14 protein-coding genes are annotated in these 15,717 nt (G+C 73.5%); 10 read left to right on the top strand and 4 right to left on the bottom strand.

What is annotated here, in order from left to right:
- Positions 1-235 precede the first annotated feature (235 nt).
- A complete protein-coding gene (locus ACSU6M_RS03830; protein ID WP_437075001.1) occupies positions 236-1,564 on the top strand; it encodes a TerD family protein in 1,329 nt (442 codons plus the stop codon).
- A gap of 61 nt (positions 1,565-1,625) precedes the next feature.
- On the opposite strand, the gene ACSU6M_RS03825 is transcribed toward ACSU6M_RS03830, so the two are convergent.
- Positions 1,626-2,819 carry a glycosyltransferase gene (locus ACSU6M_RS03825; RefSeq protein ID WP_437067027.1) on the bottom strand — a complete coding sequence of 398 codons (1,194 nt, stop codon included), beginning with the start codon at positions 2,817-2,819 and terminating at the stop codon, positions 1,626-1,628.
- A gap of 39 nt (positions 2,820-2,858) precedes the next feature.
- Between ACSU6M_RS03825 and ACSU6M_RS03820 the strand changes: the two genes are divergently transcribed.
- Positions 2,859-3,653: a glutamate racemase gene (locus ACSU6M_RS03820; protein WP_437067026.1), complete on the top strand. Its 795-nt coding sequence runs from the start codon at positions 2,859-2,861 to the stop codon at positions 3,651-3,653.
- Between the two features lie 183 nt (positions 3,654-3,836).
- The gene (locus ACSU6M_RS03815) at positions 3,837-4,385 is read left to right on the top strand and encodes a hypothetical protein (RefSeq protein ID WP_437067025.1); all 549 of its coding nucleotides are present in this window, start codon (positions 3,837-3,839) and stop codon (positions 4,383-4,385) included.
- A 152-nt stretch (positions 4,386-4,537) separates the two neighbouring features.
- On the opposite strand, the gene ACSU6M_RS03810 is transcribed toward ACSU6M_RS03815, so the two are convergent.
- Positions 4,538-5,659, bottom strand: coding sequence for an O-antigen ligase family protein (locus tag ACSU6M_RS03810; protein ID WP_437067023.1), 1,122 nt, complete (start codon positions 5,657-5,659; stop codon positions 4,538-4,540).
- A gap of 287 nt (positions 5,660-5,946) precedes the next feature.
- Here ACSU6M_RS03810 and lnt point away from each other — a divergent pair, with 287 nt between their 5' ends.
- From lnt to ACSU6M_RS03790, 4 genes are all read left to right on the top strand, one after another.
- Positions 5,947-7,569, top strand: coding sequence for an apolipoprotein N-acyltransferase (lnt, locus tag ACSU6M_RS03805; protein ID WP_437067021.1), 1,623 nt, complete (start codon positions 5,947-5,949; stop codon positions 7,567-7,569).
- Between the two features lie 109 nt (positions 7,570-7,678).
- Positions 7,679-8,158, top strand: coding sequence for an NUDIX hydrolase (locus tag ACSU6M_RS03800; protein WP_437067019.1), 480 nt, complete (start codon positions 7,679-7,681; stop codon positions 8,156-8,158).
- A gap of 54 nt (positions 8,159-8,212) precedes the next feature.
- A complete protein-coding gene (locus tag ACSU6M_RS03795; RefSeq protein WP_437067017.1) occupies positions 8,213-9,022 on the top strand; it encodes a 3-hydroxybutyrate dehydrogenase in 810 nt (269 codons plus the stop codon).
- A gap of 76 nt (positions 9,023-9,098) precedes the next feature.
- Positions 9,099-11,114, top strand: coding sequence for a helix-turn-helix domain-containing protein (locus ACSU6M_RS03790; RefSeq protein ID WP_437067015.1), 2,016 nt, complete (start codon positions 9,099-9,101; stop codon positions 11,112-11,114).
- 41 nt (positions 11,115-11,155) lie between these two features.
- On the opposite strand, the gene ACSU6M_RS03785 is transcribed toward ACSU6M_RS03790, so the two are convergent.
- A complete protein-coding gene (locus ACSU6M_RS03785; protein ID WP_437067014.1) occupies positions 11,156-12,544 on the bottom strand; it encodes an MFS transporter in 1,389 nt (462 codons plus the stop codon).
- Positions 12,545-13,023: 479 nt separating this feature from the next.
- Here ACSU6M_RS03785 and ACSU6M_RS03780 point away from each other — a divergent pair, with 479 nt between their 5' ends.
- Positions 13,024-13,893: a tyrosine-protein phosphatase gene (locus tag ACSU6M_RS03780; protein ID WP_437067013.1), complete on the top strand. Its 870-nt coding sequence runs from the start codon at positions 13,024-13,026 to the stop codon at positions 13,891-13,893.
- Positions 13,894-13,901: 8 nt separating this feature from the next.
- Here the strand turns inward: ACSU6M_RS03780 and ACSU6M_RS03775 are convergent, their stop codons facing one another.
- Positions 13,902-14,342: a MarR family winged helix-turn-helix transcriptional regulator gene (locus tag ACSU6M_RS03775; protein ID WP_437067011.1), complete on the bottom strand. Its 441-nt coding sequence runs from the start codon at positions 14,340-14,342 to the stop codon at positions 13,902-13,904.
- A 71-nt stretch (positions 14,343-14,413) separates the two neighbouring features.
- On the opposite strand from ACSU6M_RS03775, the gene ACSU6M_RS03770 reads away from it, so the two are divergent.
- Positions 14,414-15,055: a maleylpyruvate isomerase family mycothiol-dependent enzyme gene (locus ACSU6M_RS03770; protein ID WP_437067010.1), complete on the top strand. Its 642-nt coding sequence runs from the start codon at positions 14,414-14,416 to the stop codon at positions 15,053-15,055.
- A 177-nt stretch (positions 15,056-15,232) separates the two neighbouring features.
- Entirely contained in the window at positions 15,233-15,664 is a 432-nt protein-coding gene (locus ACSU6M_RS03765) for a tetratricopeptide repeat protein (protein WP_437067008.1), read from the top strand.
- Positions 15,665-15,717: the final 53 nt, after the last annotated feature.

The following is a 15,717-nucleotide window of genomic DNA, read 5'->3' as shown; positions in this document are numbered from 1 at the left end:
CCAATGCGAGCGAATTCGGAGAAAAAGGGGCGGCGCGCCTCGCCCGGATCGTGTAAAGCCTCAGTTCCCAAGGGGTTACCGACGGTTGGACGGCCCCTGCCCCGGTGCCCCGGAAGGGCTTTTCACACCCCTGCTGGGCGTCGCGCTGCCGTGCGCATAGGTTGGGGCCCGCACAGGCCGATGAAGGGGCCGGGAGCAGGACCCGGCGTGACCCGTGAGGGGGGCGGACATGTCAATGCCGAAGGGATCGAACGTTCCCGTGCCGACGACGGCCCTGCGCGTCGAACTCGGCTGGCGCTCGGGACCGGGCGTCCCCGACGCGGACGCCTCCGCTCTGCTGCTGGCCGGCGGAAGGGTGCGGTCCGACGCGGACTTCGTCTTCTACAACCAGCCGGCGCACACCTCCGGCGCCGTACGCCACGAGGGCAAGCGGACCGCCGGCGGTCAGGTGACCGACACGCTCCTCGTCGACCTCGCGCGCGTGGAGCCCTCGGTGGAGACCGTGGTGCTCGCCGCCTCCTGCGACGGCGGAACGTTCGGCCGGGTGCCGGGGCTGTACATCGAGGTGCGTGACGCGGACCGGGGCACGGTGGCGGCACGGTTCGACAGCGCGGACGCGAGCGTCGAAACCGCCTTCGTGCTGGGGGAGTTCTACCGCCGGCAGGGCGCCTGGAAGTTCCGTGCCGTGGGGCAGGGCTACGACAGCGGTCTGGAGGGTCTGGCCACGGACTTCGGCATCACGGTGGACGAGCCGCAGCACGCGGCGCCGCCGATGCCCGGCGCGGCGCCGCCCGCCGCGCCGGTGATGCCTGCCGCCGCGCCGCCGAGGCCCGCCGCCGTGCCGCCCGCCCCGTCGGGTTCGGCGACCTTCGGTGCGTCCGTGCCGCCGCCCCCGGCCGCGCCACCCGCCCCGTCCGCCGCGCCGGTGAGCCTGTCCAAGGTCACGCTCACCAAGGCCGCCCCCAGCGTCTCCCTGACCAAGCAGGGCGGCACCTCGGGCATGATGCGGGTGAACCTCAACTGGGAGGTGCGCAAGCAGTTCTCCGGCTGGGGCAGCAAGCTCGGCCGCGCGGTCGCGATGCACTCCGACCTCGACCTCGACCTGTGCGCCCTCTTCGAGCTCACCGACGGCAGCAAGGGCGTCGTCCAGGCCCTCGGCAACGCCTTCGGCTCGCTGCACCAGCCGCCGTTCATCCACCTCGACGGCGACGACCGCACCGGCGCCGTGGCGAGCGGCGAGAACCTCACCATCAACCTCGACCACCAGCAGTACTTCCGGCGCATCCTGGTCTTCGTCACCGTCTACGAGGGTGCCCGCTCCTTCGCCGACCTGCACGCCACGGTCACCCTCACCCCGCAGCACGGCGCCCCGATCGACTTCTCGCTCGACGAGTGCACGGTCCCGTCCACGGTGTGCGCACTCGCCCTGATCACCAACACCGGCAACGACCTCGTCGTCCAGCGCGAGGCCCGTTATCTGGTGCCCGAGCGCGGGGTGAGCCCCCAGCGGACGGTCGACCACGCCTACGGCTGGGGGATGAACTGGACGCCCGGCCGTAAGTGAAGGCGGTGAGTGAAGGCCGTGAGTGAAGGCGGTGAGTGAAGGCCGTGAGTGAACCGCCGGCTCAGCCCTCGTCGGGGATCGCGTCCGGACGCGCGTACGTGCGGCCCTTCCAGGCCGCGCCGCGCCCCCGGTAGTGCTGCACCGCCGAGTCGACCGTCATCAGCAGATAGAGGAACGCGGTGAACGGCAGCAGGGGAGCGAGCCACAGCGGCTGCCCGTAGTACCGGAGCATCGGCACATACGTCCCCGTCATCACCAGCCACGCCGACGCGCCCAGCGCCGCGGTCGCCGTACTCCCGGCGGCCAGGCCCGCGACGAGGGCCGCCGGGGGCACCAGGTACACCAGCGCCAGCCCGGCGACGGTCCCGACCAGCAGCAGCGGGTTGTGCCGCAGCTGGGCGTAGGCGCTGCGCGAGACCATCCGCCACAGGTCCGCCAGGCGGGGATACGGCCGTACGCTGTCCACCCGCTCCGCGAGGCCCAGCCAGATGTGCCCGCCGCCGCCCTTCACCGCGCGCGCGAGCGCCACGTCGTCGATCACCGCCTGCCGGATCGCGTCCGGGATGCGCGCCCGCTCGGCGGCCGCGGCCCGCAGCAGCACACAGCCGCCCGCCGCGGCCGCCGTCCGCGCGCCCCTGCGGCCGATCCGGCGGAACGGATAGAGCTGGGCGAAGAAGTAGACGAACGCCGGCACGACCAGCCGCTCCCAGGCGCTCGCCACCCGCAGCCGGGCCATCTGCGACACGGCGTCGAAGCCTCCGGTGCGCGCGGCCGCCACCAGCGAGCGCAGGCTGTCCGGCGCGTGCGCGATGTCGGCGTCCGTCAGCAGCAGATACTCGGGGTCACGCGCGCGTGCCAGCGCCATGCCGTGGCGCACCGCCCACAGCTTGCCCGTCCAGCCCGCGGGCGGCTCGCCCGGCGTACCGATCGTCAGGGGCAGCCCACCGTGCCGCCGTGCGAGCTCACGGGCCACCTCCCCGGTGCCGTCGGTGCTGCCGTCGTCGACGAGGAAGACCTCCGCGCGCCCCGGATAGTCCTGCCCCAGCAGCGACGGCAGGCTCGCGGGCAGCACGGCGGCCTCGTCGCGGGCCGGGACGACGACGCACACGGGCGGCCAGTCGCCGGGGTTGCGGCGCGGGGGGAGCCGTACGTCCGTGCGCCAGAAGAAGCCCTGGCAGAGCAGCAGCCACAGCCAGGCGGCGAGTGATCCGGCGGAGATCCACACGAAGGCGCTCACCTGCGCAGTCTGCCCCACGGGCGCGGCCCGGCGGAGCACATCGTCTATCGTGGCCGGGTGAAGATCGCGCTCATGGACTCCGGAATCGGCCTGCTGGCGGCCACCGCCGCGGTACGGCGCCTGCGGCCCGACGCCGATCTCGTGCTCTCGCTGGACCCCGACGGCATGCCCTGGGGCCCGCGCACCCCCCAGGACCTCACCCAGCGTGCCCTGGCCGTCGCCGAGGCGGCCGTTGCCCGACGGCCCGACGCGCTGATCGTCGGCTGCAACACCGCCAGCGTGCACGCCCTGCCGTCCCTGCGCGCCCGCCTCGAACCCGGCGTCCCCGTCATCGGCACCGTCCCGGCGATCAAGCCGGCCGCGGCCGGCGGCGGCCCCGTGGCGATCTGGGCCACCCCCGCCACCACCGGCAGCGCCTACCAGCGCGGCCTCATCCGCGACCACGCCGACGGCGTCCAGGTCACCGAGGTCCCGTGCTGGGGGCTCGCCGAGGCCGTGGAGCAGGCGGACGAGACGGCCATCGACACCGCCGTCGCGGCCGCCGCCGCCCTGACCCCGGCCGATGTAACGACCGTCGTCCTGGGCTGCACCCATTACGAACTCGTCGCCGAGCGCATCCGCGCCGCCGTACAGCGCCCCGGTATGCCGCCGCTCGTCCTGCACGGCTCGGCCGGAGCGGTGGCCGCGCAGGCACTGCGCCGCATCGGCGAGGGGCCCGCGCCCGACGCCCCCGCCGTCGGCACCCTCACCGTGCTGCTCAGCGGCCGCGAGGGCGCGCTGCCGATAGCCGCTCTCGCCTACGAGGAGGGGCGGCTGCTTCCGGCGGCCGGCGCCGCGGCGGAAGTGAACTGATCGCGCGGTCACCGTCGCGGTCGTGGTTGCGGTCGTCGTCGCGGGCGCGACCACGGTCGGGTTCGGACCCGCGTGCGCCCTCTCCTGCCTCACCGGCCCCACCAGCACCGGCGCACGCCCGTCCGGCGCAGTCACGCTCCGCGACGCGGTACCGGCGCAGCGAAACGTGAGTAACCTCGAAGCATGAGGGAGCACCCCCACGGCGACGAGTCGCCGCATCCCGATGTCTGGACCGGGCGGGCCACCAACCGGTATCAGTGGCTGCTCGCGCCGATCGGCGCCGCCTGTGTCGCCCTCGGGGTCGAGCTGGCCGTGAACTCCCCCTGGACCTTCGGCACCGCTCCCCTGGTCATGGCCGTCGTCGGCTGTATCGCGGGCGGTCTGCTGGTTCTCTTCGGCACCCTCGCCTTCGTGCATGTCGCCCTGAAGGTCGACCAGGAGTCCCTGGAGGTGCGCTGCGGCCACATGGGCCTGCCGCGTCGCCGTATCCCCCTGTCCCATGTGGCCGGGGCCGATTTCGCCCCGCTGGTCACCCCCCGTCACTGGGGCGGCTGGGGTTACCGGTGGCGGCCCGAGAAGGGCACCGCGGTCGTCGTACGCCGGGGCGAGGCCGTGGTGCTGCGGCTGTGGGACGGCCACACCTTCACGGTGACCGTGGACAACGCCGAGGCGGCCGTCCGTGTCATCCGGGACCGCCTGCGGGCGGGCCGACCGGGGACCGCCGCGCACTGAACGCGTCGGTACGGCGGCGGCCTGGGAGGGGGCGGACTCGAGCGCTGCTCCGGCGGAAGAGCCGCGATGAAAGACCCTCGTCCGGAAGAAGCGGGGTCTCGGTCCCGTGATCCCGGAGGTCGGCACCGCTTCGCCCCCGCGAGGCCGTTCCGTCACCAGTCCCCGCGAGGCGGCTCCTTCAGCGGGCGGTGAGTGTCCGGGTACGGACGCTCGGCGGGGAGCCGGTCGTCGCCCCCGCTCGGGTGCTCGGTCAGCGGGCGGGCCGTGGCCAGGCCCGAGAGGAGGCCGGCGCCGACCGTCACCGTGGAGAAGCTGAGCGCGTTGCCGACCGCGGCGACGCCCGCGACGGCGGTGAGGGCGGCTCCCGCGGTGAGCACGACCGGTGTGGAGCGGGCGCTGCGCCACAGGGCGTGCAGGACCCAGCCGTAGACGGCGGCCAGCAGCACGACGCCGACCACCCCCTGCTCGGCCAGCTGTTGCAGCGGCGCGGAGTGCGGCTTGCCGTCGGGGTAGGGCACGGCGGCGGCCGTGGCGCTGAGCTCGCCGAAGCGCCCGGGGCCCACGCCCAGCAGGGGTTCCTCCCCGGCCATGCGCACGGCGTCGCGCCACAGCTCGACGCGCTGGGGGGTGAGCCGGCCCTCCAGGGTCATGGCGAGGCCGTCCGGCAGGGCGCTCTCGGCGACGGCCCAGATGGTCCCCGCCGTCAGCGCGGCGGCCAGTAGAAGCCCGGTGATGCCCAGCCCCCGGCTCTGCATCGCGCCCGCGGCGAGCGAGCACAGCAGCACCGTCACGCACAGCGCGGCTCCGGCCGGACTGTCGGCGATCAGCAGGGCGGTCAGGGTGATGCCCACGCCCAGCAGGCGCAGGGCGAGGCGCAGGAGCGGTACGGGGGTGGCCCAGGCGGCGCAGCAGGCGGCGCCCGCGCACAGGACGAACAGGGCCGTGGTGGCTCCGGCGTGTCCGAGCGGCACCCCCGGCTGGGGGCCGGGCGCGAGATACGGTGCCGCGAGCGCCAGGCCCAGCCCCGCCAGCGCGGCCGCACACGGCGCGGCGACCGGCAGCAGTGCCCCGCAGATGCGTCCTGCGGCGTATCCCGCGGCCACGGCCAGCACCGCGAGCAGGGCGCCCTCGGGACGGCCGCCGTGCACACTGCCGGAGACGAGCGCCCACACCGCGCACGCACCCAGCACCACGACACCGGCGCCGTCGGACAGCCGCCGTCTGTCGCCGTCGGCCCCCGCCCCGGCCGCGGACGTGATCCCCGTCGCCCCCACCAGTCCCCCAGAAACCCGGTCTCCCCGCCGCCCGCACCCCCACGGCCCCCGCTCACGGACGCACGGCTCGGGCACACCGTAACGGCTGAGAGCCGGAAAGTGGATGACAAGGTACGACAGGCGCAGAAACGTTGTGGCAGCGCGGGGCGGTGAGACGAGAACGCGGTGCAGTGCGCGGGGCGGTGAGGCGAGCGCGGTCATGGGCGCAGGCGGAGGCCGTGCCGGGCGGGCGTCGGCCGTGCGGGCCGCGCTGTCGGCCTTCGCGCCGCCCGCCGTACACTCCGGGAGTGACCGTCACCGCAACCTCCGTGGGCGAGTCGGACCAGGCCGCGCCGCAGATCGCGCCCGCTTCACGCCGCGCGCGGCTGGAGCGCCTGATACCGGCCGCCGCCGCGGCGCTCTCCGGAGTGCTGCTCTACGTCAGCTTCCCGCCGCGCACCACCTGGTGGCTCGCCCTGCCGGCCTTCGCCGTCCTCGGCTGGGTCCTGCGGGGCCGCGGCTGGAAGGCGGCCCTGGGCCTCGGCTACCTCTTCGGCCTGGGTTTCCTGCTGCCGCTGCTGGTGTGGACGGGTGTGGAGGTCGGCCCCGGGCCGTGGCTGGCCCTGGTGGTGATCGAGGCGGTCTTCGTCGCGCTGGTCGGTGCGGGCATCGCCGCCGTGTCCCGGCTGCCGGGCTGGCCGCTGTGGGCCGCCGCGGTGTGGACGGCGGGCGAGGCGGCACGCGCGCGTGCCCCGTTCAACGGCTTCCCCTGGGGCAAGGTCGCCTTCGGCCAGGCGGACGGCGTCTTCCTGCCGCTGGCCGCCCTGGGCGGCACCCCCGTCCTCGGCTTCGCGGTCGTCCTGTGCGGCTTCGGCCTGTACGAGGTCGTACGCCAGGTCGTCGAGGCGCGCCGCACGCGCGCGTGGCGCAGGGGCGCGGCGGCCGTGGCGCTGCTGAGCGTGACCGTGCCGGTCGCCGGGGCCCTGGCCGCCCGGACCCTGGTCAGCGACCAGGCGGAGGACGGCACCCTCACGGTCGCCGTCGTGCAGGGCAACGTGCCGCGGGCCGGACTGGACTTCAACGCCCAGCGCCGGGCCGTGCTCGACTACCACGCGCGCGAGACGCGTCGACTGGCCGCCGCGATCGACGCGGGCCGCGTGGCCCGGCCCGATGTGGTGCTGTGGCCGGAGAACTCCTCCGACATCGACCCGTTCGCCAACGACGACGCCCGCGCGGTCATCGACGGGGCCGCCAAGGCGATCGGCGCGCCCATCTCCGTGGGTGGTGTCGTCGAGCGCGACGGCAGGCTCCTCAACGAGCAGATCCTCTGGGACCCGGTGAAGGGCCCCGTCGACACGTACGACAAGCGGCAGATCCAGCCCTTCGGCGAGTATCTGCCGCTGCGGGGACTGGTCGGGGCGATCAACGACAGCTGGACCGCCATGGTCCGCCAGGACTTCAGCCGCGGCGACGAGCCCGGCGTGTTCACCGTCGGCGGCGCGCGGATCGGCCTGGCGACCTGCTACGAGGCCGCCTTCGACTGGGCCGTGCGCGACACCGTCACGGACGGCGCCCAGCTGATCTCCGTGCCCAGCAACAACGCCACCTTCGGCCGCAGCGAGATGACGTACCAGCAGCTGGCCATGTCCCGCATCCGCGCCGTCGAGCACAGCCGGACCGTGACCGTGCCGGTGACCAGCGGGGTCAGCGCGATCATCCTGCCGGACGGCACCATCACCCAGCGCACTGGCATGTTCGTGGCCGGTTCCCTGGTCCAGGAGGTGCCGTTGCGCTCCTCCGAGACGCCCGCCACCCGGTTCGGCATCCTGCCGGAGATCGCCCTCGTGCTGGTCGCGGCCGGCGGACTCGGCTGGGCGCTCTCGGGGGCAGTGCGCGCACGGCGTACCGCGGGAGCTCAGCGCCTGGCCTAGGAATCACGGCGGCACCGGCGTCCGGTGTCCGGTGTCCGTGTCCCCGGGTCACGCGGAACGTCCGGCGAACCCCTGGGGGCGTCAAGATCGTCTCGGCTAGGGTTCGGGCATGCCGACTCCTGACTTCATCCGTACGCTCCGGGCCTCCGCGGGCCACCAGTTGCTGTGGCTCCCCGGAGTCAGTGCCGTGGTCTTCGACGACGAGGGCAGGGTGCTGCTCGGGCAGCGCGCCGACAACCACCAGTGGTGTGTCATCTCCGGCATCCCGGACCCCGGCGAGCAGCCCGCGGAGTGCGCGGTGCGCGAGGTGTACGAGGAGACGGGGGTGCGGTGCGTCGTCGAGCGGATCGTGGCCGTGCGCTCCGGCGAGGTCGTGACGTATCCCAATGGGGACATGTGCCAGTTCATGGATGTCACCGTGCGCTGCCGGGCGGTGGGCGGAGAGGCCGTGGTGGGTGACGACGAGTCGCTGGCCGTCGGCTGGTTCGAGGTGGACGCGCTGCCCCGGATGCGCGAGACGCAGCAGTTCCGGATCAAGCAGGCGCTGTCCGATGAACCGGCATGGTTCGAACCTATGACTCCCCAGTGAACTGTGGTGTCCGACCACATGGGGCGGAGGGTGGGCGCTGCCTAGGGTCGATCCATGACCCCGCCCTTCCCCCTTCCGGGCTTCCCCGGCCCTGACACGCCCGCCCTCGACCTCGGCGGCCGTACCGCCCTCGTCACCGGTGCCGCCGGCGGAATCGGCCGCGCCTGCGTCCTGCGCCTCGCGGCCGCCGGGGCGAAGGTCAGAGCGGTCGACCGCGACGACGCCGGGCTCCAGGCGCTCGCCGAGAGTGCCGCGGGTCTGCCCGGCACCGTCGAACCCCAGTTGCTGGACCTCACCGACCTCGACGCCGCCGAGCTGGCCGCCGCCGGCACCGACGTCCTGGTCAACAACGCGGGGCTGCAACTCGTCCGGCCCCTGGAGGAGTTCCCGCCGGACGTCTTCCACACGGTGCTCACCGTGATGCTGGAAGCGCCCTTCCGGCTCATCCGCGGCGCCCTGCCCCACATGTACGGGCAGGGCTGGGGCCGCATCGTCAACATCTCCTCCGTCCACGGACTGCGCGCCTCCGCCTACAAGTCCGCCTATGTGGCCGCCAAGCACGGCCTGGAAGGGCTGTCGAAGACCGCCGCCCTGGAGGGCGCCTCCCACGGGGTCACCTCCAACTGCGTCAACCCCGCCTACGTACGCACCCCGCTGGTCGAGAAGCAGCTCGCCGACCAGGCGCGGGCGCACGGGATCCCCGAGGAACGGGTCCTCACCGAGGTGCTGCTCCAGGACAGCGCCGTCAAACGCCTGATCGAACCGGAGGAGGTCGCCGAGGCGGTCGCCTATCTGTGCGGGCCCGGGGCCTCCTTCGTCACCGGTACCTCGTTCGTCCTCGACGGCGGCTGGACCGCGCACTGACCACGTCCGCGACCGGGGCGCCCCGAGTTTTCCACAGGGCTGCCGGGGCGCCCGGGTCATGGGGAATCCTGTGAGCATGTCCCGCGATCACGTGCAGTCCGCCGAACGCGCCTCCGGCGGTACGGCCCCGACGGCCCCCGGCGCCGCGGCCCCGGCCTTCGTCGCCACGGCCCCGGCCGCCGGCGCCGCGGCCCCGACGGCACCCGGCAGTGCCGACGCGCCGTTCCTGGAGCTGCTCGCCCGAGGCGCCTCCGCCGACGCCTACGAGCAGCCGGTGCTCCTCGCTCGCGCCCAGGGGCAGCCCGCCGAGCACGTGGCCGCGCTCGACCGGGCCAAGCTGCTCGCCCTGCGGGTGCGTTCCGAGCTGGAAGGGCGCCGCCGCCGGGAGGCCGAGCTGTCGGCGCTGTTCGAGACCGCGCACGACCTGGCCGGCCTCAGGGACCTGGACGCCGTCCTCCAGGCGATCGTGCAGCGCGCCCGTTCCCTGCTCGGCACCGACGTCGCCTACCTGAGCCTCAACGACCCGGCGCGCGGTGACACGTACATGCGGGTCACCGAGGGCTCGGTCGCCGCCCGCTTCCAGCAGCTGCGCCTCGGCATGGGGGAGGGGCTCGGCGGACTCGTCGCCCAGACCGCGCGGCCCTACGTCACCGACGACTACTTCAAGGACGACCGCTTCCAGCACACCACCGCCATCGACGCGGGCGTGCGCGACGAGGGGCTTGTGGCCATCCTCGGGGTGCCCCTGATGCTCGGGCACACCGTGATCGGCGTGCTGTTCGCCGCCGACCGGCGGGCCCGTGTCTTCGAACGCGAGCAGATCGCGCTGCTCGGCTCCTTCGCCGCCCTCGCCGCGGCCGCCATCGACACCGCCAACCTGCTCACCGAGACCCGCTCCGCCCTCGCCGGCCTGGAGCGCGCCAACGAGATCATCCGGGACCGCAGCGCCGTCATCGAACGCGCCTCCGACGTCCACGACCGGCTCGCCGAACTGGTGCTGCGCGGCGGCGGGGTGCACGACGTGGCCGCCGCCGTCTCCGAAGTCCTGGAGGGCACCGTCGAGTTCACCGAGGCGGGCGCCGCGCCCGCGCCCGCCCTGGAGGCATCCCGCGCCGAGGGCCACGCCGTCCGGCACGAGGACGACTGGATCGCCGCGGTCGCCGCCGGCGGCGAACTGCTCGGCGCGCTCGTGCTGCGCGGCCACCCCGGACTCGACCCCGTCGACCAGCGCACCCTGGAGCGCGCCGCGATGGTGACCTCCCTGCTGCTGCTCGCCCGCCGCTCCGCCGCCGAGGCCGAACAGCGGGTGCGCGGCGAACTGCTGGACGACCTGCTCGACGCCCGCGACCGCGACCCACGCCTGCTGCGCGAACGCGCCACCCGGCTGGGCGCCGACCTGGACGCCGTCCATGTGGTGCTCGCCGCCCGCCTGGACGGCCCCGCGGCCGACGCCGAACAGGAGGCGGCCGCCCGCAGACGCCTGTGGTCCGCGGCCTCCCACCTCGCCGCCACCCGGCAGGGCCTGGCCGCCGCCCGCGACGGCGGCACCGTGCTGCTGCTGCCGCTCGCCCCCGGCGACACGGCCACCGACCTGGCCCGCCGCACCGCACGCCAGCTCGGCACCGCGGTCCACGAGGCGGTGACCGTCGGCGCCTCCGCGCCCGTCGAACACCTCGCCGCCCACCCGGACGCCGTCGCCGCCGGCTACGCGGAGGGCAGACGCTGTCTTGAGGCGCTGCGCCTGCTGGGCCGCGCCGGCGACGGCGCCGCCGCCGAGGACTTCGGCTTCCTGGGCCTGCTGCTCGCCGGCGACCGGGACATCGCGGGCTTCGTCGACCGCACCATCGGACAGGTCGTCGCCTACGACGAACGCCGCGGCACCGATCTGGTGCACACCCTGGAGGCATACTTCGCCTGCGGGATGAGCCCCGCACGCACCAAGGACGACCTGCACGTCCACGTCAACACGGTCGCCCAGCGGCTGGAGCGGGTGGGCCGGCTGCTCGGCGACGACTGGCAGAGCCCGGCCCGTGCCCTGGAGATACAACTCGCCCTGCGTCTGCACCGGCTGGCGTCGCCCGCACAGCACTGACCCCCGTACGCGCGGGCGCACGGGGGTCCGAGGAGCGCTGATCAGACGGTGTGCGCGTCCGCCGTACGGTCCGCGGCGGACGGCTCGCCGTCCTCGCCGGGCTCGACGTCGGACAGGTCCCGGTGGCGGGTCTCCTTCGCCACCCCGACCGCGATCAGCGTCAGCACCGCCGCCGCGATGACGTACAGGGCGATCCAGGTGGAGGTGCCGGTGCTGTCCAGCAGGGCGGTGGCGATCAGCGGGGCGGGCGCGCCGGCCGCGACGGAGGCGAACTGGGCGCCGATCGACGCGCCCGAGTAGCGCATCCGGGTCGCGAACATCTCGGAGAAGAACGCGGCCTGCGGGGCGTACATCGCGCCGTGCAGCACCAGACCGACCGTCACCGCGAGGATCAGGGCGCCGAACTCGCCCCGGTCGACCAGCGCGAAGAACGGGAACATCCACAGGCCGACCCCGGCGGCCCCGAGCAGATAGACGGGGCGGCGGCCGATCCGGTCCGACAGGGCGCCCCACAGCGGGATCACCGCGAAGTGCACCGCGGAGGCGATCAGCACCGCGTTGAGCGCGGTCTGCTTGGAGACGTCGGCGGAGGTGGTGGCGTAGACGAGGATGAACGCGGTGATCACGTAGTAGCTGATGTTCTCCGCCATCCGGGCGCCCATCGCGATCAGCACATCGCGCCAGTGGTGGCGCAGCACGGCGACCAGCGGCAGCTTCTCGGCCACCGCGCCGCGCTCGGCCCTGCGGGCCTCGGCCTGAGCCATGGCCTGCTTGAACACCGGCGACTCGTCGACGGAGAGACGAATCCACAGACCGACGATCACCAGCACCCCGGAGAGCAGGAACGGGATCCGCCACCCCCAGTTCTCGAAGGCGCTGTCGGAGAGGGTCGCGGTCAGCAGCGACAGCACACCCGTGGCCAGCAACTGCCCCGCCGGCGCGCCCGTCTGCGGCCAGGACGCCCAGAACCCGCGCCGCTCGGCGTCCCCGTGCTCCGACACCAGCAGCACCGCGCCGCCCCACTCACCGCCCAGCGCGAAACCCTGGACCAGACGCAGCACCGTCAGCAGCACCGGGGCGGCGGTGCCGATCGTGGCGTGCGTCGGCAGCAGCCCGATCGCGAACGTCGCCCCGCCCATCAGCAGCAGGCTCAGCACCAGCAGCTTCTTGCGGCCCAGCCGGTCGCCGTAGTGCCCGAACACCAGCGCCCCGAGCGGCCGCGCCGCGAACCCCACGGCGTACGTCAGGAACGACAGCAACGTGCCGACCAGCGGATCGGAGTCCGGGAAGAACAGGGAGTTGAACACCAGCGCCGCGGCGGACCCGTACAGAAAGAAGTCGTACCACTCGATGGTCGTGCCGATGAGGCTGGCGGCGACGATGCGCTTGAGGTTGTTCGGGGTGGGGGGAGCGGTCGCGGGGGACGACATCGGTACCACTTCCTGACGTTCGACGGGGACGTTTGCGTGTCGCCACACCGTAGGAACGGGCAGGTCAGAGGCGTATGTGGTGGGACACCATAGTTCGGGGGGCGGGAGTGCGTGCGCGCACCATGGGGGCGGTGTTCGTCGGCCTCAAGTCGGTGTCGACGCACAGGACGGTCGATGTGAGTGACGTCTCTGCCGTCCTCGTGGTTCTGGTAGTCCGTGAGGACGAAGCTGTAGCCCTGGGCGCAGTGCGCGCCCCGGCTGGGCAGGCGCCTTCGAGCGGAGCCGTTGCTCGGCGCGATGTGCCTCAGGGACGCCGCGGGCCGTCTTGTCGTGGGTGTCGGATGCCTGCCCGGCGTCGCTGTGGCGTCGGCATCCCTGCCGCTGCGAACCGGCACCGGCATGCGGCTTCTCATCTCGCGCGTGGCGCCCTACGGTTCGCGTGCCGCAGCCCGCCCGCCCACTCTCGCTGGGAGGCCCCGATGCTCAGCCGACGCGGACTCCTCACGGCCTCTGCCGCCGTGTTCACCGCTCCTCTTCTCACCGGCCACGCTTCCGCTGTCACCAGCGGCTCCCGTCTGCTCGACATTCCCGGCCTGGTGAACGCCCGTGACATCGGCGGCTATTACAGCCCCGCCGGAAGCACCCGCTACGGGTCCGTCTACCGCACCGACGGTCTCCACGCCCTCCAGCAGTCCGGAGTCGACGCTCTCGCCGGTCTCGGCCTGGCCGCCGTCATCGACCTGCGCACCAGCTTGGAGCGCAGTCAGGACGGCCCGGACAGGCTCCCTCCGGGGCCGGTCTCACACCACTGCCCGGTCGGCGAGGGCAGCTGGTACGCGGACGTCAGGCAGTCCATCTCCACCCGCGACTACGCCAGGCAGGAGGCGCTGCTGGGCAACGGCCGTGCCGCTCGGCTGATGACCGACATGTACCGGGGATACGTCACCAGCAGCAGCAACCGTGCCGCGCTCGCCCGGGCGTTCACGGTCTGCGCCACGGCGCCGGGCCCGGTGCTCGCGCACTGCACCGCGGGCAAGGACCGCACCGGCGTCGCCATGGCCGTCATCCTGCGCTGCTGCGGCGTGTCCAGCACCACCGTGATGGCCGACTATCTGCTGTCCAACGACCTGCGAGCCACCGCCGACGCCGGCACTCGCGCCTACCTCAAGGCCCACGGCTACATGACCGACCCCGACCTGCTGATCCCGGTGCAGCGTGTCGAGGCCGCCTACCTGGACGCCTTCTGGCAGCAGGCCACCGACTCGTACGGCTCCTTCGGCAAGTTCCTCACCGTGGGCCTGGCCCTGCCGATCGGTACGCTGGCGGCCATGGTCGACCGCCTCACCTGAGGCGGGCCTCAGCGGTGGGGGTCGGTGATCTCCCGCAGCGATTCCAGGGCCTGTTTCAGCTGGCGGGTGCGCTCGGGGCCCAGGTGGGCCGTCCATTGCCGTTGGATGTCGCGGACGACGGGCAGGCTCAGTTCGACGAGTTCGTGGCCGCGGGCGGTGATGGTCACCAGCCGGGCCCGTGCATCGCGCGGATCGGGTTCGCGACGGACGTAGCCGGCGCGTTCGAGCTGGTCGACGATCGAGCCGATCGTCTGCTTGCTGACCTGTGACGCCTCGGCCAGCTCGGCCAGCCGCGAGCCCTGCGGGGCGATCCGCTGGAAGACCCGTGCCTGGCTGAGTGAGATGTCGTGCCCCGCGGACTTCAGGGCGGCCATCACGGCTGACTCCATGAAGCGGTACGGGATGAACATCAGCAGCCCGAGATTGAGCTCGTCGGCGTCTTCGGTCATGCCGCCATCATTGCAGAAGGTCCGAGTCTCGTACTACTATGGTCCGAGGCTCGGACCTTTTGGAGGCTGTCATGGGCGACTCGGATCCCTACTGGTCGGCCGTGCGCGCGACCCGTCTGCAGATCGCCGACCTGCTGGAAGAACTCGCCCCGGCCGAGTGGGAGCAGGAGTCGCTGTGCCGGGGGTGGCGTGTGCGCGACGTGGCAGGACACCTCGCGCTGGTCCCCACCATCACGACGTGGGACATGATCGCGGCGGCACCGCGCGCACGGTTCGACCCCCACCGCATCAACACCCTCCTGGCCCGCCGGCACGGCTCCCGCGAACCCGCGGATCTGATCGCCGCCATCCGCAACCACGCCGACACCCGGCGTACGGCGAAGGCGCTCGACACCCGCAACGCCCTGTTCGACGCGATCGTCCACAGCCAGGACATCGCCCTGCCGCTCGGTCGGCGGTTCCCTGTCGCCGCCGGCCACAGCCGCGAAGGACTGCAGCGGGTTTGGGAGATGGGCTGGCCGTTCCACGCTCGGCGGCGCCTGGCCGGCCTCACCCTCCGGGCCACCGACACCGACTGGACGGTGGGCGACGGACCGGAGGTCGCCGGGCCGGCCCTCGCCCTGCTCATGCTCGCCACCGGACGCACCGCCGGCCTCGACGCCCTGCACGGCGAGGGCCTCGCCCGGCTCACGTCCTCCTCCTCGAACCGCTGAGGCCCGGCACGAGTCGCGGCAAAGCCGCAGGTCGTAGCTCCCTCGGTCCCCATGCCAGTGGTGAGGAATAGAGGGTCGGGGGTTGGTGTTCCGTTGATGGTTGATTGATGAACCACTTTGGTGGCGGTGGTGGCGCCGTTTCTCTCGCTGCGCCCAGCCCAGGCGAACGGAGGACCCATGACCGGCGACTTCAACGGCTACGGGCCGTACGACGGGGTCGCGCCCGACCGGTGGGTCAGTGCGCTGCACCTGTTCGACAACGGTGCCGGCGGGCCGCGGGAGGAGAGCACGGCGGAGCGCTGGGAGCGGGCGCGGTCGCTGTTCGGCGCCAAGGACTACGCCGGTGCCGCCCGGCTGCTGGCCGAGGTCGTGGAGGAGGCTCCGGAGCAGACCGGTCCGCGGCTGCTGCTGGCTCGCGCGTACTACCACTCGGCTCAACTGGGGCGTGCCGAGGAGCAGTTGCGGATCATCACGGAACGGGATCCGGTGGAGCACTACGCCCATCTGATGCTGGGGCGGACCCTGCAGCGACAGGGGCGTGCGCGGGAGGCCGAGCCCTGGCTGCGGATGGCGGGCGCGTTCGCGGGGGAGTTCCCGGACGCCGGCTGACGGCGACGGGAGCGCCGCCCCCTCACGCCCCCGCGCCTCCGTCCCCGCCCTGG

The sequence above is a fragment of the Streptomyces sp. enrichment culture genome (assembly GCF_964272895.1).
In the GTDB taxonomy this organism is placed as follows: Bacteria; Actinomycetota; Actinomycetes; order Streptomycetales; family Streptomycetaceae; genus Streptomyces.
Note: the sequence above shows the minus strand (reverse complement) of the source record. Positions and strands in the feature narration are given on the sequence as shown.

Excerpts from the sequence above, each read along its gene's own strand:
- ACSU6M_RS03830 (WP_437075001.1), top strand. The coding sequence starts at position 236 with ATGCCGAAGGGATCGAACGTTCCCGTGCCGACGACGGCCCTGCGCGTC.
- ACSU6M_RS03815 (WP_437067025.1), top strand. The coding sequence starts at position 3,837 with ATGAGGGAGCACCCCCACGGCGACGAGTCGCCGCATCCCGATGTCTGG.
- ACSU6M_RS03800 (WP_437067019.1), top strand. The coding sequence starts at position 7,679 with ATGCCGACTCCTGACTTCATCCGTACGCTCCGGGCCTCCGCGGGCCAC.
- ACSU6M_RS03795 (WP_437067017.1), top strand. The coding sequence starts at position 8,213 with ATGACCCCGCCCTTCCCCCTTCCGGGCTTCCCCGGCCCTGACACGCCC.
- ACSU6M_RS03790 (WP_437067015.1), top strand. The coding sequence starts at position 9,099 with ATGTCCCGCGATCACGTGCAGTCCGCCGAACGCGCCTCCGGCGGTACG.
- ACSU6M_RS03785 (WP_437067014.1), bottom strand. The coding sequence starts at position 12,544 with ATGTCGTCCCCCGCGACCGCTCCCCCCACCCCGAACAACCTCAAGCGC.
- ACSU6M_RS03780 (WP_437067013.1), top strand. The coding sequence starts at position 13,024 with ATGCTCAGCCGACGCGGACTCCTCACGGCCTCTGCCGCCGTGTTCACC.
- ACSU6M_RS03775 (WP_437067011.1), bottom strand. The coding sequence starts at position 14,342 with ATGACCGAAGACGCCGACGAGCTCAATCTCGGGCTGCTGATGTTCATC.
- ACSU6M_RS03770 (WP_437067010.1), top strand. The coding sequence starts at position 14,414 with ATGGGCGACTCGGATCCCTACTGGTCGGCCGTGCGCGCGACCCGTCTG.
- ACSU6M_RS03765 (WP_437067008.1), top strand. The coding sequence starts at position 15,233 with ATGACCGGCGACTTCAACGGCTACGGGCCGTACGACGGGGTCGCGCCC.